At 60.4% G+C, this 26,334-nt stretch carries 16 protein-coding genes and 3 tRNA genes; 10 read left to right on the forward strand and 9 right to left on the reverse strand.

The genetic code is table 11. From position 1 onward, the window contains the following. The first annotated feature begins 70 nt into the window (after positions 1–70). Both secA and K3175_RS09295 read left to right on the forward strand, forming a co-directional pair. The gene (gene secA, locus K3175_RS09290) at positions 71–2,869 is read left to right on the forward strand and encodes a preprotein translocase subunit SecA (protein WP_221543060.1); all 2,799 of its coding nucleotides are present in this window, start codon (positions 71–73) and stop codon (positions 2,867–2,869) included. A 47-nt stretch (positions 2,870–2,916) separates the two neighbouring features. Continuing rightward, positions 2,917–3,654 carry a sulfite exporter TauE/SafE family protein gene (locus K3175_RS09295; protein WP_221543061.1) on the forward strand — a complete coding sequence of 246 codons (738 nt, stop codon included), beginning with the start codon at positions 2,917–2,919 and terminating at the stop codon, positions 3,652–3,654. 5 nt (positions 3,655–3,659) lie between these two features. On the opposite strand, the gene K3175_RS09300 is transcribed toward K3175_RS09295, so the two are convergent. Both K3175_RS09300 and K3175_RS09305 read right to left on the reverse strand, forming a co-directional pair. Then, positions 3,660–3,734 (reverse strand) — tRNA-Asn (locus K3175_RS09300). Between the two features lie 98 nt (positions 3,735–3,832). Then, positions 3,833–4,615, reverse strand: coding sequence for an NAD kinase (locus K3175_RS09305; RefSeq protein ID WP_221543062.1), 783 nt, complete (start codon positions 4,613–4,615; stop codon positions 3,833–3,835). Between the two features lie 128 nt (positions 4,616–4,743). Here K3175_RS09305 and K3175_RS09310 point away from each other — a divergent pair, with 128 nt between their 5' ends. Beyond that, complete coding sequence (locus K3175_RS09310) at positions 4,744–6,066, forward strand: GGDEF domain-containing phosphodiesterase (protein WP_221543063.1); 1,323 nt, start codon at positions 4,744–4,746, stop codon at positions 6,064–6,066. A gap of 1 nt (position 6,067) precedes the next feature. Here the strand turns inward: K3175_RS09310 and mfd are convergent, their stop codons facing one another. Beyond that, on the reverse strand, positions 6,068–9,559 hold the full coding sequence (gene mfd / locus K3175_RS09315) for a transcription-repair coupling factor (protein WP_221543064.1): 3,492 nt from the start codon (positions 9,557–9,559) through the stop codon (positions 6,068–6,070). Positions 9,560–9,615: 56 nt separating this feature from the next. Then, positions 9,616–9,894, reverse strand: a complete 279-nt coding sequence (locus tag K3175_RS09320; protein WP_221543065.1) for an FAD assembly factor SdhE — start codon at positions 9,892–9,894, stop codon at positions 9,616–9,618. A 55-nt stretch (positions 9,895–9,949) separates the two neighbouring features. On the opposite strand from K3175_RS09320, the gene recG reads away from it, so the two are divergent. Then, positions 9,950–12,013, forward strand: a complete 2,064-nt coding sequence (gene recG, locus K3175_RS09325; protein WP_221543066.1) for an ATP-dependent DNA helicase RecG — start codon at positions 9,950–9,952, stop codon at positions 12,011–12,013. Here recG and K3175_RS09330 read toward each other — a convergent pair. From K3175_RS09330 to K3175_RS09340, 3 genes are read right to left on the reverse strand one after another with little or no spacing between them, the layout of a single operon-like run. After that, positions 12,010–12,819, reverse strand: coding sequence for a fructosamine kinase family protein (locus tag K3175_RS09330; RefSeq protein WP_221543067.1), 810 nt, complete (start codon positions 12,817–12,819; stop codon positions 12,010–12,012). The two genes, recG and K3175_RS09330, sit on opposite strands and share 4 nt — an antisense overlap. Continuing rightward, positions 12,816–14,150: an ABC1 kinase family protein gene (locus K3175_RS09335; protein WP_221543068.1), complete on the reverse strand. Its 1,335-nt coding sequence runs from the start codon at positions 14,148–14,150 to the stop codon at positions 12,816–12,818. Before K3175_RS09335 ends, K3175_RS09330 begins: the two co-directional genes overlap by 4 nt. Positions 14,151–14,156: 6 nt before the next feature. Continuing rightward, on the reverse strand, positions 14,157–14,630 hold the full coding sequence (locus K3175_RS09340; protein ID WP_221543069.1) for a low molecular weight protein-tyrosine-phosphatase: 474 nt from the start codon (positions 14,628–14,630) through the stop codon (positions 14,157–14,159). A gap of 157 nt (positions 14,631–14,787) precedes the next feature. Between K3175_RS09340 and K3175_RS09345 the strand changes: the two genes are divergently transcribed. The 5 genes from K3175_RS09345 (at position 14,788) to K3175_RS09365 (ending at position 24,692) form a co-directional block, all read left to right on the forward strand. Further along, positions 14,788–15,759 (forward strand): hypothetical protein, encoded by a 972-nt coding sequence (locus K3175_RS09345; RefSeq protein ID WP_221543070.1) that lies wholly within the window; start codon positions 14,788–14,790, stop codon positions 15,757–15,759. Positions 15,760–15,772: 13 nt separating this feature from the next. Further along, positions 15,773–16,276, forward strand: a complete 504-nt coding sequence (locus K3175_RS09350) for a hypothetical protein (RefSeq protein ID WP_247710796.1) — start codon at positions 15,773–15,775, stop codon at positions 16,274–16,276. A gap of 70 nt (positions 16,277–16,346) precedes the next feature. Continuing rightward, a complete protein-coding gene (locus K3175_RS09355) occupies positions 16,347–17,396 on the forward strand; it encodes a DUF11 domain-containing protein (RefSeq protein ID WP_221543071.1) in 1,050 nt (349 codons plus the stop codon). A gap of 16 nt (positions 17,397–17,412) precedes the next feature. Then, positions 17,413–22,500 carry a hypothetical protein gene (locus K3175_RS09360; protein WP_345719346.1) on the forward strand — a complete coding sequence of 1,696 codons (5,088 nt, stop codon included), beginning with the start codon at positions 17,413–17,415 and terminating at the stop codon, positions 22,498–22,500. Continuing rightward, complete coding sequence (locus tag K3175_RS09365) at positions 22,497–24,692, forward strand: DUF11 domain-containing protein (protein ID WP_221543072.1); 2,196 nt, start codon at positions 22,497–22,499, stop codon at positions 24,690–24,692. Before K3175_RS09360 ends, K3175_RS09365 begins: the two co-directional genes overlap by 4 nt. A gap of 169 nt (positions 24,693–24,861) precedes the next feature. Here K3175_RS09365 and K3175_RS09370 read toward each other — a convergent pair. Then, a tRNA-Leu gene (locus K3175_RS09370) sits at positions 24,862–24,948 on the reverse strand. A gap of 198 nt (positions 24,949–25,146) precedes the next feature. Continuing rightward, positions 25,147–25,223, reverse strand: a tRNA-Pro gene (locus K3175_RS09375). A gap of 129 nt (positions 25,224–25,352) precedes the next feature. On the opposite strand from K3175_RS09375, the gene thyA reads away from it, so the two are divergent. Beyond that, the gene (thyA, locus tag K3175_RS09380) at positions 25,353–26,300 is read left to right on the forward strand and encodes a thymidylate synthase (protein ID WP_221543073.1); all 948 of its coding nucleotides are present in this window, start codon (positions 25,353–25,355) and stop codon (positions 26,298–26,300) included. Positions 26,301–26,334: the final 34 nt, after the last annotated feature.

Here is a 26,334-nt window from a genome sequence, read left to right on the forward strand (position 1 = left end):
CGCCCTGCGCTCATGATCCGCGCGGGGCTTTCCCACATAATCACATCCTATTCGAGGCCTCAGCCTACCCATGCTCAATTCGCTCATGAAAGCCGTCTTCGGCTCGTCAAACGATCGCTACGTCACTTCCATCCGCAAGATCGTCGATCAGATCAACGCGCTCGAGCCGCAGTTGCAGGCACTCAGCGATGATGAACTTCGCGCCCAGACCGACAAGTTTCGCCAGCAGCTGGCCGATGGGAAGACGCTGGACGACATCCTGCCGGAAGCCTTCGCGACGGTAAGGGAAGCTTCGGTTCGCGTGCTCGGCATGCGTCACTTCGATGTCCAGATGATCGGCGGTATCGTGCTGCATCGCGGCGAGATCGCAGAGATGCGCACGGGTGAGGGCAAGACCCTTGTCGCAACGCTTGCCACCTATCTCAATGCCATCGAAGGCAAGGGCGTTCACGTCGTTACCGTGAACGACTATCTCGCCAGCCGTGACGCGGAATGGATGGGCCAGCTGCATCAGTTCCTCGGCCTGACGATCGGCGTGATCGTTCCGAACCTGGGCGAAATGCAGCGCCGCGATGCCTATGGCGCGGACATCACCTACGGCACGAACAATGAATTCGGCTTCGATTACCTGCGCGACAATATGAAGCACGAGCGCGGCCAGATGGTCCAGCGCCCCTTCAACTTCGCCGTCGTCGACGAGGTGGACTCCATCCTGATCGACGAGGCCCGTACTCCGCTCATCATTTCGGGCCCCACCGAAGACAAGTCCGAACTGTATGTCACGGTCGATGCGATCGTGAAGAAGATCGAACCTGACTGGTACGAAGCGGACGAAAAAACCAAGAACATCACCTGGACCGAAGACGGCAACGACAAGATCGAGGAGATGCTCAAGGAAGCAGGCCTTCTTGAAACCGACAACCTCTACGACGTCGAGAACACCCAGGTCGTCCACCACCTGGATCAGGCGCTCAAAGCGAACATCATGTTCAAGCGCGATACCGATTACATCGTCAAATACGAAAAGAAGATGCAGCCCGACGGGTCGATGGGCGAAGAAGGCAAGGTCGTCATCATCGACGAATTTACCGGCCGCATGATGGACGGACGGCGATGGTCAAACGGCTTGCATCAGGCGGTGGAAGCCAAGGAAGGCGTCAAGATCGAGCCGGAGAACCAGACGCTCGCATCGATCACTTTCCAGAACTATTTCCGCATGTATCCCAAGCTTTCCGGCATGACCGGTACGGCGGCTACCGAAGCGGCTGAATTCTGGGACATCTACAAGATGAACGTGGTCGAGATCCCGACCAATGTTCCCGTCCAGCGCATCGACGAAGAAGACGAATTCTACAAGAACACGGCCGACAAGTTCAAAGCCATCGCAAAGGCGATCAAGGAAAAGAACGAGATCGGTCAGCCTGTGCTGGTGGGTACCGTATCGATCGAAAAGAGCGAACTGCTCTCCAGCTTCCTCGACAAGGAAGGGGTGAAGCACGAAATCCTGAATGCCCGCCAGCACGAACGCGAAGCACATATCGTGGCGCAGGCAGGCCGTATCGGAGCAGTCACGATTGCTACCAACATGGCTGGTCGCGGCACCGACATTCAGCTTGGCGGCAACGTTGAATTCCGCGTGGAGGATGAGCTTTCAGAAATGCCCGAAGGCCCCGAACGCGACGCTGCCATTGCCCGGATCAAGGAAGATGTCGCTGCTGAGAAACAGCGTGTGCTTGAAGCGGGTGGCTTGTTTGTCCTCGCAACCGAACGCCATGAAAGCCGCCGGATCGACAACCAGCTACGCGGACGCTCGGGGCGCCAGGGTGACCCCGGTCTGAGCCGCTTCTACCTCTGTCTCGAAGACGATCTTCTGCGGATCTTCGGGCCCGACACGCTGTTTGCCCGCATGATGAATTCGAACCTCGAGGACGGAGAAGCCATCGGCTCCAAATGGCTTTCGAAGGCAATCGAGACGGCGCAGAAGAAAGTTGAGGCTCGGAACTACGAAATCCGTAAGCAGGTCGTCCAATACGACGATGTCATGAACGACCAGCGCAAGGTCATCTACGAACAGCGCGCCGAAATCATGGATAGCGAGGCAGTCGACGATGTCGTGGTCGACATGCGGCACGATGCCATCAACGGCATGGTCTCTGAACATTGCCCGCCCGGTTCCTATCCCGAGCAGTGGGACCTCGATGGCCTCAAGACGAAGGTCGAGGAAGTGTTTGGCATGTCTTTCCCGATGGAAGAATGGCTTCAGGAAGAAGCAATCGAGCCGGAACTTGTCGAAGAACGCATTCGCGAAGAAGCCGATCGCCGCATGGACGAAAAGATCGCGCAGGCGGATCCGTCCATCTGGCGCCGGGTCGAAAAGAGCCTGCTGCTGCAGGAACTCGATCACCAGTGGAAGGATCACCTTTCCACGCTCGACGCGCTTCGCCAGGTGGTTGGATTGCGCGCCCATGCGCAGAAGCAGCCGCTGAACGAATACAAGCAGGAAGCTTTCGCGCTGTTTGAAAGCATGCTCGACAAGCTGCGCGAGGATGTGACGGCCAAATTGCTGCGTATCCAGCTCGCTGAGCCGGCACCGCTCCCCGCCGTCGACCTTCCCGATCTTCCGGATTTCCTGACCGGACACATCGATCCGCTGACCGGTCTTGATAACTCCAACGATGGTGACGGATCAGAGAGGCGAGCAGCCCTTTTCGGTGCATTAGCGGGCAGCGCGCGCGCAGCTGTCGGGCCGGGCGGATCGGAGACCGAAAATCCCTATGCCGACATGGAGATCAGCCGCAACGATCCTTGCCCCTGCGGTTCGGGCAACAAATACAAGCATTGTCACGGGGCGATCCGCGCCAAGGCCTGATCGACCCCGTTTGACGTGGACAAGATAACGATGGAGGCGGCGAGAGCATGATTTGGCTCATCGCCGCCTTTTTCCTAACAGCGCTGCTTTACGCCAGCGTCGGCTTTGGCGGGGGATCGACCTATAACGCCCTTCTGGCGCTATCGGGCGTGGACTATCGCATCCTGCCGCTCATTGCGCTTTCCTGCAACATCGTGGTTGTCGCGGGCAGTACGGTGCGGTTTGCCCGAGCAGGAGTGTTGCCTTGGCGGGGAGCGCTGCTTCTGACGGCTCTCGCCGCGCCTGCAGCCTTCCTGGGCGGGTTTACACCGGTCGGCGAGATGACATTTCTGACCCTGCTGGGTGCGAGCCTGGTCGTCACCGCGCTAACGATGCTGCTGCCTTTGGGAGTTGGCGAGGGCAAACCCGGACGCGCCGCCAAGTTTATGCCCGTGGTAGCTGTTCCGCTGGGCTATCTTGCTGGCGTGGTGGGAATTGGCGGCGGGATATTCCTTGCGCCATTCCTGCATCTCACGCGCTGGAACGAAGCACGTGCCATCGCTGCGACGGCCAGCCTGTTCATTCTCGTGAATTCGCTCTTCGGCCTCGCGGGCCAGATCATGAAGGGCGGAGAAGGGCGCTTTCTCGCCGCCTTCGACGTGGGCCTGCCTCTGATCGTGGCAGTCGCAGTCGCGGGACAGATCGGCAGCCTGCTGGCGCTCAAAGTTCTTCCGCAGCGCTGGATACGCTGGGGTACCGCAGCCCTCACCGCATGGGTGGGAGCAAGGCTACTCTTCGCTATGTAAGAAAGTGGCTCCCCGAGTTGGATTCGAACCAACGACCAAGTGATTAACAGTCACCTACTCTACCGCTGAGCTATCGGGGAGCAGCCCGTCAGGCAGGCCGCGCGTATATGGGGGGCGTTCAGGTTTGGCAAGCGGGGTTTTCGATTTTTTTTGGCATTCCGGCAATTCATCCTGGCAGTCAGAAGACGAACTGTTCGGACACGATCCGCTCGTCCAGCGCATGACCGGGATCGAACAGCAGGGTCAGCTCGTTTTCCCGCGCTATTTCCAGTTTAACTTCCACGACATGGCGGATTTCGCGCTGGTCGGCGACCGCCGAAACCGGACGCTTTTCGGCCTCCATCACCTTGATGGCGACACGGCTGCGATCGGGTAAAATCGCGCCCTTCCAGCGGCGCGGGCGGAAGGCTGAAATGGGCGTGAGTGCCAGCAGCTGCGAATCCAGTGGCAGGATCGGCCCATCGGCAGAGAGATTGTACGCAGTCGAACCGGCGGGTGTTGCCAGCAAGACGCCATCACAGACCAGTTCTTTGATCCTCACCTTGTCATCGACCATGACTTCGAGCTTTGCTGTCTGCCGCGTTTCACGAAGCAGAGACACTTCATTGATCGCCCAAAAACGGTGCGTTTCCCCTTCTTCTGTGACGGCCTGCATCGAAAGTGGCGCGATTTTGTGCGCCTTGGACCGCGCGATACGGGAAAGCAGTTTTTCGGGTTGACGGTTCTTGTTCATCAGAAAGCCGACCGTACCCAGATTCACGCCATAAGCGGGCAGGATGCGGCCCTCGTCGAGCATGGCATGCAGGCTTTGCAGCATGAATCCGTCTCCGCCGATCACGACGACAGCCTCTGCCTCTTCGATAGGCACCCAGTCGGTCAGGTTTTCGAAGACGCCCTCTGCTGCTTCGCGTGCACGATCGGAGTCGGAAACGAGAAGCGCGAGTTTCTGAAATTCCGGCATGGCCGCCCTGTTCTGTGCTTGTCGCCCCGAACGGCGATACAGGCCCACCCCTATGGATCGGTGTATCGTTTGGCAACAAGACGCATTTTCTTTGGAGTGGGTCTCTGTGCAATGCTACCGGAACCAAAATGGCGACGACCCCCTACAAGGCAGACCGCGAAACGGCGGATGAACTAACCGGGCTTGGTGGCTTGGTGCATTTGCGCGAAACCATTGCTGGCTGGCGCAAGGAATGGCGGGCCTCTGCGCGACCGTGTCCGATCAATGCCATGCTCGTCTCGCTCGGCCGCATCGATACGGTGAATGTGGCGTTCGGTGAAACTGCAGGTGACCTCGCCTTGGTTGAGGTCGCGCGGCGCATGCGGCATTTTGCAGGGGATGAGCTGGAAAGCGACACCTGGCTGGCTACACGTCTGGTTGGCGGGAACTTCCTCCTTATCGCTCGGGCTGAGATGAGCGTGGACAGGTGGCAGTGGCTGGCCGAGGCATTGGCCGATGCGCTGGCGGCGCCGATAGCAAATCCGACTGGCGAAAGCAGCCTGCGCCTGTGGCCGCGGATCTCCCTCATGAAGTGGGGTGAGAGCGATGATGTCGACATCATGCTGGATCGGCTATCAGAGGTTTCGGCGCGTCTCCGCATGAGCAGCGGGCGGCGCATTGCCTGGTCCGACGGGGCGATGGATTCCGTCGCCCGCACTCATATCGAACTCGAAGCCGATCTCCTTGCAGCGATCGACCGAGAGGAAATCGAGATCCTTTTCCAACCGCAATTTTCCTTGGCCGACGACAGGATAGTCGGAGCCGAGGCGCTGGCGCGGTGGCAGCACTCGATTGTCGGCGAGATCGGCGCAGACATGCTCTTCCAGATTGCGGAGCGTGCCGATCATGTTGCGCAGCTGTCGCGGCACGTCGCGGAGCGAGCCTTGGAGAAGGCCAGAGACTGGCCGGCCGACCTTCAGCTTTCCATCAACATTACACCATCTGATCTGGCTGCCGACAATTTCGCGTCGGATTTCACCCTCATGGCAAAGCGCAGCGGCTTTCCGCTCTCCCGTATCACCCTTGAGATAACCGAGCATGTTCTCGTTGCCGAGACAGAGCGTGTCGACCGGATGCTGCAGAGGCTGAAGCAACTGGGCGTTTCAATCGCGCTTGACGATTTCGGAGCCGGCTTCTGCAATTTTCATTATCTGAAAGTGCTTCCCATCGACTCTCTCAAACTCGATCGTTCCATGCTTGCAGGAGTGATCGAGAATGGGCGCGACCGGGCCGTGTTTCGCGCGATCATCGGGATGGCCAAGGCACTCGATTTGAAGGTCTTGGTCGAGGGGGTGGAGACGGAAGAACAACGCGCCTTCATCGCGGCAGAAGGGTGCAGCTATTATCAGGGCTTCCTGCGTGCTGCCGCTGTGCAGAAATCCCAATTCGCCGAGCTTGTCGCTCACCAGTAACTCACACCGGCGCTTTCTTTTGTCTACCCGATTTCCTCACGATCGAAGATAGGCCCTTTGTAAGCTGGAAGAGCCCATTGAGCCTGCTCTCGGGAGAATTCCAGGCCCGGCTGATGACCAGTTTCATATCCGGCCGCAGTTTGGCAGTTCCCTTCAGCCGATCGACATAGGCGATCAAGCCAGGACCATCCGCGAAATCGTCATTGTGGAAGGTCACCAGAGTGCCCGCCGCGCCGACGTCGATCTTGGAAATGTTGGCTTCCATCGCCTGAAGCTTGATCTGGATTAGCCGCACGAGATTTTCAGTGGCGGAGGGCAGCGGCCCGAAGCGGTCGATCATCTCGGCGGCCAACGCTTCGATTTCGCCCTGATTCTCCGCATCGTTCAGGCGGCGATAGAGCGCCATGCGGACTGCGAGATCGGGAACGTAGTCTTCCGGGATCATGATCGGCGCATCGACAGTGATCTGCGGGCTGACGGTTTCCTTCTTGGCTTCCAAGCCCAGTTCGCCAGCCTTGGCGGCCAGGATCGCGTCTTCCAGCATCGACTGGTAGAGTTCGAAGCCGACCTCCCGGATATGGCCTGACTGCTCGTCGCCGAGCAGATTGCCGGCGCCGCGAATATCGAGATCGTGGCTGGCAAGCTGGAAACCTGCACCGAGGCTGTCGAGGTCGCCCAGTACCTTGAGACGCTTCTCTGCAACTTCCGACAGAGCAACGTCTTTCTCGTAAGTGAGATAGGCATAGGCACGCAGTTTGGAGCGCCCCACGCGTCCGCGCAGCTGATAAAGCTGGGCGAGGCCGAAGATATCGGCGCGGTGTATGATGATAGTGTTCGCGCTTGGCAAATCCAGGCCGCTTTCCACGATCGTGGTGGCGAGAAGGACATCGTATTTGCCCTCGTAGAAAGCGCTCATGCGCTCCTCGATTTCTCCCGCACTCATCTGGCCGTGGGCGGAAACGAATTTCACTTCGGGCACGTTCTCATGCAACCAGTCGGAAATCTGCTCCATGTCGGAAATGCGCGGCACGACGATGAAGCTCTGACCGCCGCGGTGATGTTCACGAAGCAGCGCTTCGCGCATCACCATATCGTCCCACTCCATCACGTAGGTACGTACGGCGAGGCGGTCGACCGGCGGGGTCTGGATGGTGGATAGTTCGCGCAGACCCGTCATCGCCATCTGCAGAGTGCGGGGGATGGGCGTTGCGGTGAGAGTGAGCATGTGCACGTCGGCCCGAAGCTGCTTGAGCTTCTCCTTGTGCGTCACGCCAAAGCGCTGTTCCTCGTCCACGATGACAAGACCCAGATCCTTGAACTTGGTCTGTTTAGAGAGGATCGCATGGGTGCCGACGACGATATCGACATCTCCGCTGGCAAGACCCTCGCGGGTTTCTTTCGTTTCCTTCGCCGACACCAGGCGGGACAGGCGGCCGACCTTCAGCGGAAAGCCGGAGAAACGCTGGCTGAAATTCTCGTAGTGCTGCCGAGCGAGGAGAGTTGTGGGCGCGACCACGGCGACCTGCTGGCCGTTCATCGCCGCGACGAAAGCGGCGCGCAGGGCGACCTCGGTCTTGCCGAAGCCCACATCGCCGCAGACCAGTCGGTCCATCGGTTTGCCGCTTTCGAGATCGGACAGGACATCCGAAATCGCGCGGTCCTGATCGTCCGTCTCCTCGTATTGGAAACGGTCGAGGAACTGGTTGTAGGTAGGCTCGTCCACTTCCAGCACCGGCGCTTTCCTGAGCGCGCGCTGGGCCGCCACCTGCATGAGCTCGCCGGCAATTTCCTGGATGCGCTCTTTCAGGCGCGCTCGGCGCTTCTGCCATGCCTCGCCGCCCAGCCGATCGAGCATCACCGCTTCTTCGGAAGAGCCGTAGCGGCTCAGAACATCGATATTCTCGACCGGAATGAAAAGCTTGTCGCCGCCCTTATATTCGAGCTGGACGCAATCGTGCTTCGACTTGCCGACGCTGACCGGTTCAAGGCCGAGATACTTGCCGATGCCATGCTCTGTATGGACGATGAGATCGCCGACGGCGAGCGCCTGCAATTCGGCGAGGAAGGCGTCGGCGTCCTTCCGCTTCTTCTTGCGGCGCACCAGCCGGTCGCCGAGAATGTCCTGCTCGGTGAGCAGCTCCATCTCGTCATTGGCAAAACTGGCTTCCAGCGGCAGCACCATGGCGGCCGGCTTGCCCTTCGCGGAGAGCCCGAGCGCCTCCTGCCAGCTGTCGGCCAGCTGCACCGGCGCGCCGGCTTCCGAAAGTATCGATGCGATACGCGCGCGGCTGCCGGTGGAATAGGCCGCCAGCAGCGGTCTCTTGCCGGCCTTGCCCAGCGCTTTCAGGTGATCGGCGAGGATGGGATAGACATTGTCCCCGCGCGCCCGTTCAGGCGCGAAATCGCGGCCCGAACGGAAGCCGAAATCGATGACCGTGTCACTTTCCGGCTCGTCGAAAGTGGTCGCGCGATGGGCAGGGGCGTCAGCCAGACCGGATTTGAATTCCTCGTCCGTCAAATACAGCGCGTCGGGTTTGAGCGGACGGTAGCTGCCCTTGGCCTGACCGCTCGCTGCCTTGCGCTGGCCGTAATAGTCGGCGACGTCCTTGATACGCTCGTCCGCAGCAGCAAGGCTGGCATTATCGATGACCACCACGTCGCCATCGTCGAGATGATCGAACAGCGTGACAAGCCGGTCTTCGAACAGCGGCAGCCAGTGCTCCATCCCTGCAAGACGGCGTCCTTCGCTGACCGCTTCGTAGAGCGGATCCTGCGTCGCATTCGCGCCGAACATCTCGCGATACCGACTGCGAAAACGCTTGATGCTGTCCTCGTCTAGAAGAGCTTCGCTGGCCGGCAGGAGCAGATGATTGTCGAGCCGTCCGGTGCTCATCTGGGTATTCGGATCGAAGCTGCGCAGGCTTTCCAGCTCGTCTCCGAAAAAATCGAGCCGCAGCGCCTCGTCGAGACCGCTGGGGAAGACATCCACGATCGAGCCGCGAATGGCGTATTCGCCCTTGTCGATCACCGTATCGGTGCGGCTATACCCCTGCTTCTGCAACAGCAGCGACAAGCTGTCGCGCCCAATCTCCGTTCTCGGCTTGAATTCGCGCACGCTTTCGCGAATGCGGAAAGGCGTCAGGACGCGCTGGAGCACCGCGTTCGCCGTTGTAACGACCAGCTGCGCCTTCGCCTTGCCGGTCTGCAGACGATGCAAGGCCGCGAGGCGTTTGGCGCTGACGCTCAGCGCTGGGCTCGCGCGGTCATAGGGCAGCGAATCCCATGCCGGGAATTCGATCACCTCGAGCTCGGGCGCAAAGAAATTCGCAGCATCGGCCACGCTTCGCATCGCCGCATCGTCGGGCGCGATGAAGACTGCCCGCCCTTTTCCGGCGCGCGCAAGATCGGCCATGACGAGCGGCTGCGCGCCGCGCGCGACCTGCGCGAGAGTGAGTTGCTTTTCGGCTTTCAGGATACGGGAGAGATCGGGCATTACAGCGTCAGCGCCGTAAGCCCTGCGCCGTTCCCGTCAATGCGTCTTGTTCTTCCTCAGCGAGGAATATCGACGTAATCGAGTTCCTGCATCTTCTCGATCAGTTCGCCCTGGAAACGCGGCGGCGTGGCCTGTGTCTTCAATGCCCAGGCCATGATGTCGACATCGTCTTCTTCCAGCAGCGCCTCGAACCATGCGAGTTCTTCGGTGCCCCATTCCTTGTGATAACGGTCGAAGAAGCCGCCGATCATATAGTCGGCTTCGCGCGTGCCGCGGTGCCAGCTGCGGAATTTGCAACGGGCGAGGCGACCTTCGGGGGTAAGCATTTCAGGCATGAGGGACGGGTAGGGCACTCGCCAAACCCGCGCAAGCGGCTATAGGGTCTCGAGCATGCGGCCCGAAGTCCTCAACCCCCTGTTCGCCGAAGCCGAGACGCTGGATGGCGTCGGCCCGAAACTGAAGAAGCCCCTTGCGCGGCTGGGCCTGCTGCGGATCAAGGACGTGGCCTATCACCTGCCCGAAAGGTTCGTTTCGCGCCGTGCCGTCGAAGCGGTCGACGATGCCGGAGAGGGCGAAAACATCGTCCTCAAGCTGACCGTGACCGAGCATCGCGGCAGCCGCAATCCGCGCGCGCCCTACCGTGTTCTGGCGCAGGACAGCGTGGGCAATGTCCTGGCGCTGAGCTATTTCGGCAGGGCATCCTACACCGCGAAGAAACAGCTGCCCGTTGGCGAAACCCGCTGGGTGGCGGGGAAGCTGGAACGCTATGGCGACATGCTCCAAATTGTCCATCCGGATCATGTGGTCGAGGAAGGGGGCGATACGCTACAGCGGCTGTGCGAACCGGTCTACAGATTGTCCGAAGGGCTGACGCAGCCGCGCCTTTCCGGTCTTGTCGAGCAGGCTTTGTCCAAGGTGCCGACGCTGACCGAGTGGATCGAACCTGCTCAGCTTGCGAAAGCCGACTGGCCCCAATGGCATGCCGCGCTGAAAGCGGCACACAAGGGCGAGGACAAGTCCGCCCGCGATCGCCTGGCCTATGACGAGCTGCTGGCGAACAGCCTGGCGCTGCTGCTGGTGCGGGCTGACAATCGCAGGCGCCGCGGCCAGGCCCTGCAAGGGGACGGGAGCTATCGCGGCAAGCTGGATCTACCATTTCCGCTGACAGGCGCGCAGAAGCGTTCAATCGCCGAAATCGAAGGCGATATGGCGCAGCAAGCCCCCATGCTTCGCCTGCTTCAGGGCGATGTTGGTGCGGGCAAGACCGTTGTCGCACTGGAAGCGATGCTGATTGCGGTGGAGGCAGGGGCGCAGGCCGCACTCCTCGCGCCAACCGAAATCCTCGCCCGCCAGCATTACGAAAGCCTGCGCAGGATGGCCGAACCGACCGGAGCGCAGGTCGCGCTGTTGACCGGGCGGGACAAGGGCAAAGCGCGCGAGGGCACGCTGATGGGATTGCTCGACGGCAGCATAGACATCGTGGTGGGTACGCACGCCATATTTCAGGACAAGGTTTCCTATCGCAATCTTGCCATGGTCGTGATCGACGAGCAGCATCGCTTCGGCGTCGGCCAGCGGCTGATGCTGGCGAGCAAGGGCAAGCGAGCACCTCATGTCCTCGCCATGACCGCAACGCCAATCCCCCGCACGCTGACGCTCGCCCAATATGGCGAGCTCGACGTCAGCAAGCTGGATGAACTTCCGCCTGGAAGGCAGGCGATCGATACGGTGGTGATGGGGCAGGACCGCATTCCTGTCCTGGTCGAGCGGCTGGCCGCGCAATTTGCCGAGGGCCGCCAGGCTTTCTGGGTTTGCCCCATGGTCCGAGAGATGGATGGACCCGAAGAGATCGCTGCCGCAGAAGCGCGCTATGCATCCTTGAAAGAGCGGTTTGGCGACGATGTTGTGATGGTGCACGGCCAGCTCGCACCCGAGCAGAAGGACGCTGCGATGGAGCGGTTCGCGCGCGGCGAGGCGCGGCTGCTTGTGGCGACCACAGTGATCGAAGTCGGGGTCGACGTGCCCAATGCCACGCTCATGGTAATCGAGCAGGCAGAGCGCTTCGGCCTTGCCCAGCTGCACCAGCTACGGGGCCGTGTCGGGCGTGGCAGCGAAAAGAGCTTTTGCGTTCTGCTGCATGGCGAAACGCTCTCCGAGACTGCTCAAAAAAGACTGGCGCTGATGCGGGAAAGCCAGGACGGGTTTCTGCTTGCCGAGGAAGATCTTAAATTGCGGGGCGGCGGTGAACTACTCGGCACGCGCCAGTCGGGTGATACACCCTTTTCTATCGCCACCTTCGAGCAGATCACGGAGTTGCTGCCCAAAGCGCATGACGATGCCCGGCTTCTTATGGAGCGCGATGGCGGACTGGAAGGCAAGCGCGGCGAGGCGGCGCGCACGCTGCTCTATCTGTTTGAGCGTGATTTCGGTGTGAAAACCCTGCGTGGGGGCTAGAAGCCGAGCGCTTCGAGTTCTCTCTCCACAGCGGAAAGGTAACTGCCCCCGAAAAGGCGGACGTGAAGCAGCCAGGTCCATAGCCGGTAGACCGGCTGGCGATCTTCCCATCCCGCTTCGAAAGCCATCTGCTCGAAAAACGCCGGTGGCGGATTGTCGAACACTGTCAGCGTGGCGGCATCGACCTCCGCATGGCCGAAATAGGCACACGGATCGATAAGTCCGCTGATATGGCTCCCGGAAACAAGCACGTTTCCGCCCCACATGTCGCCGTGAAGCAGCGCGGGACGTGGTCTCACCGGAAGCATGTCGCCCAAATTGGATGACAAGGCTTCCAGCCTCTTGCCTGTTGCCGCATCCAGGTGGGGCGCATGGCACAGCAGGCGGTTATGCGCCCAGAAGGATGGCCAGTCATCCGACCTGTCGTTCGCGACCGTGACATGCCGAAGCGCGTAATCTTCCGGCCAGCCATAGCTATCGCCCGTTATCCCATGCAGGGAGGTGAGGGCATGGGCTAGCGCTGTCCAGGCTTCACCGGAGAGCGATCCGTCAGAGGGCAGGCATTCGATGAGTAGAACGTCATCCTCGCAGCCCAGAACTTCGGGAACCGGGGCAGAGCTTTCGCTCATCGCCTGAAGCATCCGGCCCTCCATATCGACTACGGGACCGTGTTTGGCGACCAGCATTCGGCCGTCTGCCAGGCGAATTTCGCTCGCTCCGGAAATGTCGCCGCCGGGATATCGCCGCAGTGCGGTTACCTCGGCGCCGGTAAGGCGATGCACCACCTTGTGGATCGCATCGCTCACCGGGCCTTTTCCAATACGCGCTGGACGATCCCGCGCACGTCCACCCGGGCCTTCAGCCTTGCGCCCAGCAGCGCCGTCCCGCTGACCTTGCGCTGCACGAAAAGCGTTTCTGCAGGAGGGAGGTGCCAGCTTTCGCGATCGCGGGCGATCGGCATGACCGTTTCGCGGATCTCTGGCACGAAGGCCCGGTCACCGAAGTCCAGCGGCTCGGGCCGGGCCATTTGGGTCACCGCGATGTCGACCGCTTTCCGCATGGCTTGCGGATGGCGGTCTAGCGCCTTGGGATTGACGAAGCCCGCGTCGATAGCGGCGTCGAGGACCGCTCCGCGATCCTCCGCCAATCCTGCTGTCAGCAGGCGTCGATAGTCTTGCGAGATGGTGTCGGATACTTCGCGTGCGGCGCCAAAATCGAGGAGGACGATACGGCCCGTGGATGCTTGCCAGCGATAATTGGCGAAATTCGGGTCGGTCTGCATCAGTTGGGCTTCGAACAGTTCGCGCGCCACCAGTTCCACGAGATGCGCAAAGACTTCGTCCCGGATACCCTGTTCGGCATCTGCAAGCGCCTCGATCGGAGAGCCTTCTTCGTAACTCATTGCCAAAATGCGCGGCGTGGTAAGATCAGTGTCGAGCGCGGGAACGACGAATTGCGGCTGGTCGGCCAGCAACTCTCCGAAACGGGTCATCATCTGCCCCTCGCGCTCGTAATCGGCTTCTTCGTGCAGCTGTTCTTTCGCCGCCACGAGAAGAGGCGCGATATCCAGTTCGGGAGGGAGCAATCCCGTCAGCTTCAAGAGAGTAGCGACATTGTCGACATCGGAACCGATGCTTTGCGCAACGCCGGGATATTGGACCTTGATGGCGAGTGTCCGGCCATCAGGCGTCAGGGCGCGATGAACCTGACCGATGGAAGCGGCGGCGATGGGGCGGGGTTCGAACCGGCGGAACTTGCGTCTCCAGTCCTTGCCCCACTCCTGTTGCAAAACCTTATCCAGCTGGCGCGGGGGCATGAAATCGGCGCGGTCGCGCAAGCGGGAAAGGATGTCGGAAAGCTCGGGAGGCAGGACGTCCCCGGCGTCCATGGAAATCATCTGGCCCAGTTTCATGGCCGCCCCGCGCAAATGGGCGAGCCGATCGGTGAGCCGCCGTACGTTACCGGGCGTCAGCAGTAGCTGGTCCATGCTGGGGCGTTCGCCACTCGCCAAGCGGCGCGCCCCTTCGCTCAGCATTCCGCCTGCAACGCCTCCTGCGAGACGCGTGAAGCCGCCCAGCCGTCCGATACGCGAAGACGGGACCGAACGATGGCGCGAAGGCTTGTCGTCGTTACTCATGCTCGGTCAGTTATTCTCATCTATCAGGACCGCTACAAGAGCGTCTGCTCCGGCCTTCACCTCGTTCCACGTTGTGGTGAAGCCTTCCGGGCCACCGTACCAGGGGTCGGCGACCTCTCGACCCTGCTGGCCCGGGACAAGGTCGAGCAGCATCGCCACATGAGCCTTGCCATCGCCCGGATCGACCGCGGCAATATTGGCCATGTTTGACGTGTCCATACCCAGAATATAGTCGAATTCGTGAAAATCGGCGGCCTGCAACTGGCGGCCCCGGTAACCGGAAATGTCGATGTCGTGCTTACGCGCTTCGGCGATGCTGCGCGGATCGGGCGCCTCCCCCACGTGATAGTTCGCCGTCCCGGCGCTCTCGACCTCTACATCCAGCCCGGCATCCTGCGCAGCGGCACGGAAAGCGGCCTCCGCCAACGGTGAACGGCAAATGTTGCCGAGGCAAACGAACAGCACCTTAATTTTGCTCATGGGCCGAGCCTAACAGCTTGGGTCGGGCCGCGCCAAGCGTTTGCCGCCGCAAGGCCGAGAAACCTAGAATGGTTAATTTAGGGTTTTCATAATAGGTGACCGAAAAGTAACCTTACATGAAACGGATTGTTAAGCGTTTCGGCGTAGGTATGACCCTATGGTTAACTATCATCGCGCCTTCGCCAGCACTCTGGCCCTTTCGGTTTTCCTCGCTGCACCAGCTGCTTATGCCGCCGGTGTCGAGGCAGGTACTCTCATCGAGAACACTGCCACGGCGACCTACGACGATGGTACGGGGTCCGTCTCGGTCCCGTCGAACACCGTCACTCTACGGGTCGACGAAGTACTGGATGTTACCGTCACCTCGCTGAATTCCGGGCCTGTATCCGCGTCCTCGGGCGCGGCGGTGCTGACTTTCGAAGTTACCAATATCGGCAACGGCCCGGAAGCTTTCCGGCTGACGGCCAATCCCAGCATTTCAGGCAACGACTTCGATACCGATATCGATGACATCGCGGTCGATACCAACAATAACGGGACCTACGATCCCGGCGTGGATCAGATATTGACCGCGCCCGAAACCACGAAGGTTCTCGCTGCCGGTGAGGCCATCAAGGTCTTCGTCATCACGAGCATCCCCGGAATGGTCCTCGACGGGCAGAAAAGCACTGTCGATCTGCTGGCCGAAGCCGTCACCGGAACCGGCACGCCGGGCACGGTTTTCGCCGCGCAGGGCGTCGATGGCGGTGATGCGATCGTCGGCGGTAACGGTGCCGACGACAATGCCACCGGGTCGATCATCATCGGCATCACCAAGGTCGATCTGGTGAAGTCCGCCACGGTCAGCGATCCCTGGGGCGGCACGAGCGCGGTGCCTGGCGCAGTCGTTTCCTACACAATCACGGCGAATGTCACTGGCCGCGGAACGGTCAGCGATCTCGTGGTGGCCGACATTTTCCCGGCCGGCACGACCTATACCGCCGGGACGCTGGCGCTTGATGCTGCTGGCCTCACCGATGCTACCGACGCCGATGCAGGCGAAAGCTCTGCCACCGGGATTTCCGTAAAACTAGGCACGGTCGCGGGCGGCACCAGCCATTCCGTCACTTTCGACGTCACCATCGACTGAACTGATTGATCACATGGAATTCGGAAAAATGAAGAAATTCGCCAGCACCTTCGCCATCGCCCTGATCATGGCCGGTACGCTGGGTGTGGCCGCAGCGCCCGCCCAAGCGCAGCAGAAGGACATCGACCTCAAGGGTGACGTGAAGCTCGAGAAGGTCGTGACGGGCGAGAACGGCGAAGACACGGTCGAACTGGTCACGCCCGACACGATCGTGCCCGGCGACAAGCTCATCTTCGGCACCGATTATTCCAACAAGGGCACGCAGGCCGTCGCCAATTTCGTGGTGACGAACCCGGTTCCCAAGGCTGTCCGCCTGGCGCCCGACGCCAGCGACGAGCTGATCGTCTCGGTCGATGGCGGCGAGAGCTGGGGCAGGCTTTCGGCACTGACAGTGACCGGCGAGGACGGCGCTCAGCGCGCGGCCGCGCCGGAAGATGTGACTCACATTCGCTGGACGCTGGCCTCGGTTGCGCCGGGCGCGAGCGGACGGCTCGAATACCCAGCTATCATCCGCTGAACGGCGGAAGGTAACCGCCAAGTTCTGCGGGCGGTAAGCGAAGCGCGGACACATACTAAGGAAGTGTAAGATGAAACGCACCAAGCAAATGCTGGGTGCGACGAGTGCGATTGCACTTGTCGCCCTCAGTTCCAGCCCTGCGCTGGCGGCGGGCACTTCGGCTGGTGACAAGATTACCAACAACGTCTCGGTAAGCTTCGACGTTGGTAATATCACTCAGACCGCAGTTACCGCTTCTGACGAGTTCACGGTCGACCGCAAGGTCAATGTCACCGTCACAGTCGACCAAGCTACCGTTTCGGTAACACCGGGCCAGAACAAGGCTGTTCTGGCATTCGAGGTCACCAACCTGTCGAACGACACGCTCGATTACCAGCTCAGCGCTCTTGCTGACGCTGCCAATCCGGCCGGCCTGACCATCCTCGGCATCTATCTCGATGCAAACAAGGATGGCATTCTCGACCAGGCCGAAATCGACGCCGGTCCGATCACCTATCTCGACGACATGACCGAAGACGAAATGCGTCAGGTCCTCGTGGTTGCCGACATCGGTCTGAATGCTGCGAACACCAGCGAATTCGACGTCGTTCTGTCTGCGGATGCACGCGCTGCATCGGGCAGCGCCGCATCGCCGGGTGCCGCATTGCTCAACAGCACCGATGCGAACACTGCGGGCGTGGACACGGTTCTGGCCGACGGTGCCGGTGACAGAGACAACGCCGGCGAGGGCGACTTCTCGGCCCGCGGTACCTATGCCGTGTCGGCTGCCGATGTGACTGTGTCGAAGACCAGCCGCATCATCAGCGATCCGATCAACAGCACCACCAATCCCAAGGCAATTCCGGGTGCCGTGGTCGAATACTGCATCGTGGTATCGAATGCTTCGGGCGGCGCGACCGCTACCGGCATCGACGTGACCGACGCCCTGCCGGCCGACGTCACTTACGACAGCAGCTTCGGCATCTTCGTGAATGGCGATGCGACCTGCGCAAATGGCACCAACGGTCTGACCGCTACGCCGCCGACCGCGGCTTTCGCGGATCCCAATGTCACTGCCGATCTCAGCGACATCGGTTCGGCGCAGAGCCGTTCCGTCTACTTCCGCGTGACCATAAACTGATCACCTGAAGCAGAACGTGCGTTTCCGTTCCTCCTTCCGGCTTTTGGCAGCAGTGCTCCTCGGAGTACTGCTGCCATTTGTCGTGTTGGGAGGAACGGCGCGCGCGCAATCGATCGACAATATCGCGGAAGCGCGCTGGACGTTCGACGGCGAGAATTTCCAGACCAAATCCAATCTCTATTCGATCAAGGTCGAAACGAACAACGCATCGATCGCCCTGTATCGCCCGGTCGTGAAGCCCGGCATCCAGCTGGATTTCTCCGCCTCGCTCTGTCTGGCGACCAATTCCACCGAGACGTCCGCCGCGCGGGCAAACACGACTAGCACCAATGGCAAATCGGCCAATGTAGAGCCGACTTCTTTGATCTCGGCTGGTACGGCTCTGTATATTCAGGTCACCGCGGCTCAGGCGAACCGCAATCCCGGCGTTATCGACCAGGTCGATCTCGCTATCGCCAGCAGCACCGGCGACCGCGAGAACATTACCGTCTATGAAACGGGCGTCGATACCGGCGTCTTCATCGGCTCGATCGAAACTCATCCGACGCCGCCTGCCTTCGTGTCAGGCGATTGCCGTCTTGGCGTGATTGACAAGGGCGTCGTTGAGATCGACGTATCGCTCGGCGCAGGATCGGTATCGATCATCAGCCGCTCGGTGGACGTCATCGCGCCGGCTTTCAATGTAGTCTTTGACAGCGAAACCGGAGAAGCGGTTTCCGGTGCACGCGTCACGCTCTTGGATGCAGAAACTGGTGCGCCGGCACAGGTTTTTGCCGGAGACGGCGTCACCCCTTGGCCGTCCACGGTCACTTCCGGAGAGCCGATCTTCGATACGGCGGGTGTGGTCTACTCCATGGAGAAGGGCCAGTTCTGGTTCCCACGCGTCGCTGCCGGTCGCTATCGCCTGCGCGTGGAACCACCCACGCCATATACCATGCCTTCCGTCGTCACCCCTGAACAACTTACCCTTCTCAAAGGCGCAAACGGGCAGGCTTTCATCATCGCGGATGGATCGTTCGGCCGTGATGTTTCGCCGAATGTTAACGATTCGCGCCTGGTAGACATTCCTCTCGATCGTCCGGGTGTCGGAGTGAAACTGACCAAGACGGCATCGCGTCCCGGCGCGCAGCCGGGCGACCTGATCCTCTATTCGATCGTCGTAACCAATGATGATCCTTCGCGACCGAAACGGGCCGTGAAGGTTACCGATACTCCTTCGCGCTGGCTTCGCTTCCGCAAGGATTCCGTCCAGATCGACGGTCAGCCGGCTGGCGAAGCGGCAGAAATCGCTCCTGATGGCAGCAAAATCGTCTTCAACCTGGAAGACATCCCGGCTGGTGGCAGCCGGCGGATTACCTATGCCATGACGATCCGCGCCGATGCGCCCCCGGGGCCGGCCGAAAATCGTGCAACCGCCGAAGATTCGCTTGGTCGGCAAACCGGGACCGGAGCCACGATTGAGGTCGAACGCGAAACCATCGCTGGCCGGATGACCATCATCGGCCGGGTTTCGGCGGGCACCTGCGATGTGAAGGACAATCGTCAGGGTATCCCCGGCATCCGCGTCATGATGGAAGACGGCAGCTTCGCAGTGACCGATCGCGATGGCCGTTATCACTTCGATGGCGTCGTCCCCGGTACCCATGTCGTGCAAGTATCGCGCATGACCCTGCCCGAAGGCGGCGAATTCATCGACTGCAACCGTGACACGCGCGGCGCAGGCAGCGCGATCTCGCGCTTCGCCATCGGCGGCGGCGGCTCTCTGGTTACGGCCGATTTCTACGCGACCGTGCCGGAAGGAAGCCTGCCGACAGCCAGTGCAGCGGCAGAAACCGCCCAAGCCCTTGGTGACGGCGAAGTTGCTGCAAAGCCCGAGGCCGAGGCCGAGGCTGAAGCCCAGAGCGAAGCTGCGGTCGACTGGATCGCGCTTGGCGATGGACCCGATGGCTGGCTTTCTCCGGAAGTCGATCACAATCCGCGTGCGCCTGCCATCAAGGTGGCGATCCGCCACCGCAAGGGACAGAAGATCAATTTGCGCATCGACGGCAAGCCGGTCGACGCGCTGCTGTTCGAAGGCGTCCGCAATGCCGAAGAGGGCCGCTACGCGGTCAGCATGTGGCGCGGTGTGCCGCTGCGCGGGGAACGCTCGGTCCTCAGCGCCGACATCATCAACAGCTTCGGCGAAATCAACCAGACGATCGAGCGTGAAGTCTTCTTCACCACCACGCCGGCCAAGGCCGAACTGGTCGAAGCGCAGTCGAAGCTGGTTGCCGATGGGCGCACCAATCCGGTGGTGGCGATCCGCATTCTCGATCGCAACCGCCGGCCTCTACGTGCCGGGATTTCGGGCGAACTGACGATCAGCGCGCCTTATCAGAGCGCCGAGCAGCTCGAGCGCCAGCAGCTGAACCAGCTGACCGGCCTTGCCGCAGGATCCGCCCGCTGGACAGTGGAAGGATCCGACGGGATCGCGCTTGTCGAACTGGCGCCAACCATGGTCAGCGGCTCGCTACAGCTCGCCTTCCGCTTCGATGACGGCGAAATCTCGCGTGAGGAGGTTCTGGAAACCTGGATCGAGCCGGGCGATATAGAATGGACCGTGATTGGTCTTGCCGAAGGGTCTGTCGGCGCGCGCACTGTGGCCGAGAATATGGAACGCTCGGGCCGCTTCGACAGCGATCTGGGCGACGAAGCCCGCGTGGCGCTTTATGCCAAGGGCAGGGTGCTTGGAAAATACCTCGTCACGCTCGCCTATGACAGCGCCAAGCAGGAAGAGGATCAGCGCCTGCTCGGCACGATCGACCCTGATGCCTATTATACGGTGTTCGGCGACGGTTCGAGCCGCCAGTTCGACGCCGCTTCACGCGAAAAACTCTATCTGCGTATCGAGACCGCCAGCTTCTATGCGCTCTACGGCGATTTCGTGACCGGCTTCGACCAGACGCGGCTTTCGCGCTACAATCGCACCGCTACCGGCTTCAAGGGCGAGGCACGCTTTGGCGAATTCAAGGCGGAAGCCTTCGCTGCGGATATCTCCAGCGGTTTCCGCCGCGACGAGATTCAGGGGCAGGGCATCACCGGGCCTTACAGCCTGTCGAGCCGCGGCATCATTGCCAATAGCGAACGCGTTACTCTGGAAGTGCGCGATCGCTTCCGTAGCGAACTGATCGTGACCTCCCGGCAGCTAAGCCGCTTCATCGATTACGATATCGATCTGCTGACCGGCACGATCACCTTCAAGGAACCGGTTCTCAGCCGCGATTTCGATCTCAACCCGCAATTCATCGTCGTCGACTATGAAACCGATGGCCGCTCGGGCGGTGAAACCAATGCCGGGGTGCGCGTAGAATGGACCGATCGCACCGACACGGTTCGCATCGGCGCGACGGCCATCAGCGACAAGGGCACGGGCGCCCGCACCAATATGGCCGGTTTGGATATGCATGCCGAACTGGACGAAGCGACACAGCTTCGTGCGGAGGTCGCGATAAGCGACAATGGCGGCGATCTGGATCAGGCGTGGCTGGTGGAAATGCAGCACCAGACGGGAAATCTCGATCTTTTGGCGTATGCGCGCACGGTCGATTCCGAATTCGGCGTGGGCCATCAGAACGGGGCCGAACTCGGGCGCACCAAGGTCGGTGCCGATGCCCGTCTCAAGATCGATGACCGGTTCGCCGTGCTTGGCAGCGTCTGGCAGGACGAAAGCCTCGACAGCGATGCCCGCCGCCGTGCCGCCCAGATCGAACTCGGCTACATCAACCTCCAGAACGAATATCGCCTCGGCATCGCACGGTTCGAAGACCGCCTGCCCGATGGCTCGCAGAATATCTCGACCGTGCTCGAAGGCGGCGCGACGCGGCGCCTGTTCGACAACCGGCTGGAACTCAGCGCTTCGACCAGCATCGCTCTGGACCAGGGCGAGTCGATCGATCTGCCGACCCGTCACCGGATCGGGGCACGCTACGCGCTGACCGAAGATGTCCGTTTCGTCGGGCTCTACGAGATCGCGGATGGCGAAAATATCGGTGCCCATACCATCAAGGGCGGGTTCGAGGTGACGCCCTGGAACGGCGCGCAGGCGGTCACATCGCTCGGCAAGCAGCGGATCGACGAATTCGGCAACCGCACCTTTGCCGCCTTCGGCCTGTCGCAGAGCCTGCAAGTGACGCCCAGCCTGACGATCGATGCCACACTCGACGGTAATCGCACGCTCGGGAAGGATCCGGCGCTGGGCGATATCATCAATCCCGATCACCCCGTCAGCAGCGGCGGACAGTTGGGGCAGGCGGGCAGCCTGTTCGAAGACTTCGGTGCGGCAACGCTCGGCGTGGCCTATCGCAAGGACCGCTGGAGCGCGACTGCGCGCGCCGAATATCGCGACGGCCAGTGGGCCACGCGCAAGGGCCTGACCGCCGGTGCGATCCGTCAGCTGGGCGAAGGCTCGATCGTCGGTTCAGGCCTCACCTGGACCAATGCTTCGGGCAAGGACGGCTCGGAAAGCGAGATCCTCGATGCGGCCATCGCGCTCGCACACCGTCCGGACAATTCGGAATTTTCCTTCCTCAGCAAGCTGGAATATCGCAGCGATCAGGTCTGGAACGTGGTCGCCGGAGAGGTCGGACCGGTTGGACGCAGCGCCTTTGCCGTAACCGGCGATGCCCGTTCGCGGCGGCTGATCGCCAGCCTGTCGGGCAATTGGTCTCCTTACGGTGAGAGCGCGGACGGCAGCTTCTTCCAGCGCGATGAATACGGCCTGTTCCTCGGCGCGCGGTACAATCTCGACGAGGTTGAAGGCTATTCGCTCGAAGGGACTACGCTGCTCGCCGGGTCCGAAGTGCGCTTCGGCGTGGGCGAACGGTTCGAAATCGGGGGCAGGGGCACGATCCGCGCGGCGTTGCGCGATGGAACGACCAGCTTTTCCTTCGGGCCCAATGTCGGCTTCGTCCCGGTCGACGGGGCCTTGCTCACGCTCGGTTATAACATCACCGGCTTCCGCGACGAGGACTTCTCGGCCGCGCGCCAGACCGATGCCGGCGTCTACGCCACCGCCCGCATGAAGCTCGACGCCGACAGCCTTTCAGCCTTGGGATTGAGCCGATGAGAGCTGCCACCATCCGCCAGATCCTGACCAAGGCAGCCGCCGTCATATGGGTGATCTTGCTGAGCTTCGGCCTCACCTCTCCCGCCGCTGCGCAAACCGCGACCATCGACTGGGAAACAGGCAACTTCCCCAATCTGAACGGCGTGCCCAACCCTAGCACCGTCTCCGGCTCTGACGGTACTACTGCGACCATTTCATATAATACTGTCAGAAGCGGTTGGGGCTCTTTCAACGCCAGCTATGGCGACTTCCTGAGCTACTACAATGGCAGCATTGGCGGCGCGGATCGGCCACTTCTGCTCAATTTCGACAATTCGAGCTATGATCCGGACGACAAGGTCACGACTGACTTCACCCTCAGCAGAACAGTTAGGAATTTGAGTTTCACTCTGACCGACATCGATAATGGAAATTTCATAGATGCGATCGAAGTCTTCTATGACGATGGTTCCGGAACATTCGTGAATGCAGCAACGAACGCTGGATTCTGGTCGGCAGGCAGTGCAGTCACGAGAACCAATGACGCAACGGTCAATGGCTGGCGGGGTACCGCGAATGTTGATAGTTCGGCGACCAACGGCGATATTCGGTTCAATTTCGGCAGTACGATCGTCAAGCGTATCCGCATTGTCTATTTCAGCTACACCGGGCCCAGACGCGAGGATCCAGGCGCCCAATTGGCCGGTATTTCCGACTTCACCTATTTGGCGGTGGGCGCTGACCTCTCCTTGACAAAGACAGTCGTGGGTCCAGCTCCCGCCCAGGGTGGAAACGTCACATACCGACTGACCCTCACGAACAACTCCGCGTCAGTAGAAACTGCCAACAGCATCGGCGTGCGGGAAAACTTTCCCAGCCAATTCACTTTCTCCTCGGCTTCGGGAACCGGCGCTTTCAATTCCTCGACCCGGATATGGTCGGTCGCCAGTCTCGCTCCGGGCGCGTCTGTATCTCTGACCATTACAGGAACCGTATCTGCCAATTCGGGTACGACCATCACGAACACGGCCGAGGTGATCGCCAGCAGCGCGGTCGATCCGGATTCCACTCCCAACAACGGTGTGACATCCGAGGACGACTACGCGAGTGCAAGCTTCGTCGTCGCCAGCGGGCGCATCGCGGGCGTAGCGCCCATCCTGAACTGCCCGAATGGCTCGACGTTCTTCGACTGGGATGCAAGCTCGGTCAGCTGGGCTGCCGGTTCTACCAACAACAGTTACACCCTTGGGACTTTCGGCCAAATCGGATTCACTGTCTCAAACCCGGGAGCTTATATAGACTCCGCGGAGTTTGGAGGCAGGTCTCCCACGCTGCAAAATACCTTCACGGGCGGATTGAGCCCTGCGCAACGCAACCTCGCTGTTGTTGTCAACCAGACGTCCCGTTCCAATTCGGCTACGATCGACATCACGCTGCCTAGAGGTTTCGAAGGCGTTCAATTTACGCTGTTCGATGTAGATTTCGCACCGAACCAATTTGCGGACCGCGTTACCGTTACGGGTAGTTTGTCGGGAACCTTGGTGACGCCCACATTGACCAACGGGAACGCAAACTATGTGAACGGAAACACAGCCATTGGCGATTTCGCTTCTGACAGCGACTCTGGAATGGGGAATGTCATTGTCACTTTTACCGGGAAAGTAGACAGAATAACGATAAGCTATGGCAACCATTCCACCGCCCCGAACGATCCGGGGCAACAAGGAATCGGGCTCCACGATATCCAGTTCTGCAGGCCTCATACCACCTTGAATGTAACGAAGCTAAGCCGCGTGGTCGCCGATCCAGTGCATGGCGCCACAAACCCGAAGGCTATCCCAGGCGCCTTGGTCGAATACCTGATTTCCGTTACCAACACAGGCAGCGAGCCCGCCGATGCCAATAGCATCATGGTGAGGGACGATGCGCCAGCAGATGCGAAAATGTGTCTGGCCAATTTCGGCGGGAGTAGCGGCCCCATCCTATTCAATGCTGGCTCACCTTCGTCTGGCTTGAGTTATGTCTTCACTTCGCTGAATGATCTGTCAGATCGATTGGACTTTTCGTCCGATGGGGGGGCTACGTGGACCTACACACCGTCTCCCGACGCGACCGGCTGCGATGCGTCAATTACCGACTTCAGACTGCGCCCTACAGGAGCATTCGCTGCCTCCACGACTTTCACTGTGAAAGTGAGATTTGTCATTCGATGACTTGCAGCGGATAGAATACCATTGATTCAATAGCGGCCGCGAAAGACCGGACTTTCGCTTAATTCAGACCTCGATTGACAGATAATCGCGAAATTTAGGTGAGATGGTTTCGCAACATCAGCTCAATCCGGCAGATGTTTCGAGCCTCAGCATACAATTAAGCTGAAAATGGTGCCCAGAAGAGGACTCGAACCTCCACGCCCTTGCGAGCGCCGCCACCTGAAGACGGTGCGTCTACCAATTCCGCCATCTGGGCACACGGCCGATCAAGAAAGTGTCTTGAACGGCAGGTAGGAGCGGGCCGATAGCGGCGTGGTGGATGCCTTGTCAACAAGAATGAAGTGCGTCTTGAAATTATCTATCCAAGATGCGCAGCGGCGTTCTGGCGGGGAGCTAAAACGCCTCCGCCGGGAAATGCCGTAAAACTCCTAGAGCTTTGAAAAGTTGGGTAAAATGGTCGGGGAGAGAGGATTCGAACCTCCGGCCCCTGCCTCCCGAAGACAGTGCTCTACCAGGCTGAGCTACTCCCCGACCGGATGCGTGCGGGAACCGGTGGTCCCCGCGAGGCAGGCGCGCCCTATAGGTGTGGATTGTGCAACACGCAAGCGCGCTTTTGCAGGTTTTTGTGCCTATAGCTCCAACGCGTAAAGCGAGTGCCCCATGTCCTATACCAAATCCCATTTCGAACAGCAGTATCTCGACCTCATGCGCCAGGTGTGGCTCGAGGGAGACGAGCGGGTTGATCGTACGGGGATCGGCACCCGGTCGGTTTTCGGCGCGACATTGCGCTTTGACCTCTGCGACGGGGCAATGCCTTTGATAACGACGAAGCGGGTCTACTGGAAAACGGCGACGCGGGAATTGTTATGGTTTCTGACCGGCAACACCAACATTCGCCCTCTGGTGTTGCAGGGAGTGAAAATCTGGAACGAGTGGCCGCACGCGCGCTATGTCGAGCAGTCTGGCGAGGCCATTTCTCTCGAAGAGTTTGCCGCCCGTATAGCCGATGATGAGGCATTTGCAGATGAGTGGGGCGACCTTGGGCCCGTTTACGGAAAGCAGTGGGTCGATTGGCCAACCTATCAGCCAGTAAAGGGCGGATTGTTTCGCAAGGGATGCGGCATCAACCAAGTTGCTGAAGTGATCGAAAGCCTTCGCTCCAACCCCGGCAGCCGCCGTCACATTATCGAGGGATGGAATGTAGCAGAAGTGCCGCAAATGGCGCTGCCACCCTGCCATAAGACCTATCAATACCACGTTTCCACCTGTCCCGATGGCAAGCCGTATCTGAACGGCATTCTTTACCAGCGTAGCTGCGATGTTGCGCTTGGTCTGCCGTTCAACCTCTGGTCTGGCGCACTTCTGCTGAGAATGATTGCTCAGCAGGTCGACATGCAGCCCGGCGAATTCGTCTGGATGGGTGGTGACACACATCTTTATCTCAATCACGAGAAGCTTGTCAGCGAGCAGCTTTCGAGGGAGCCTCAGGGGATTCCATCGCTCGAGATCACGCAGCGTCCGGCCACTATTTTCGATTACAAAATAGAGGATTTCGTAGTGAAGGACTACAATCCGCACGACCCTATCAAGGCTCCGGTCGCCGTGTAGGATTGGGTGCCCGAAGGCATCTCTTGACCCTTCC

Source organism: Qipengyuania aestuarii, from assembly GCF_019711535.1.
In the GTDB taxonomy this organism is placed as follows: domain Bacteria; phylum Pseudomonadota; class Alphaproteobacteria; order Sphingomonadales; family Sphingomonadaceae; genus Qipengyuania; species Qipengyuania aestuarii.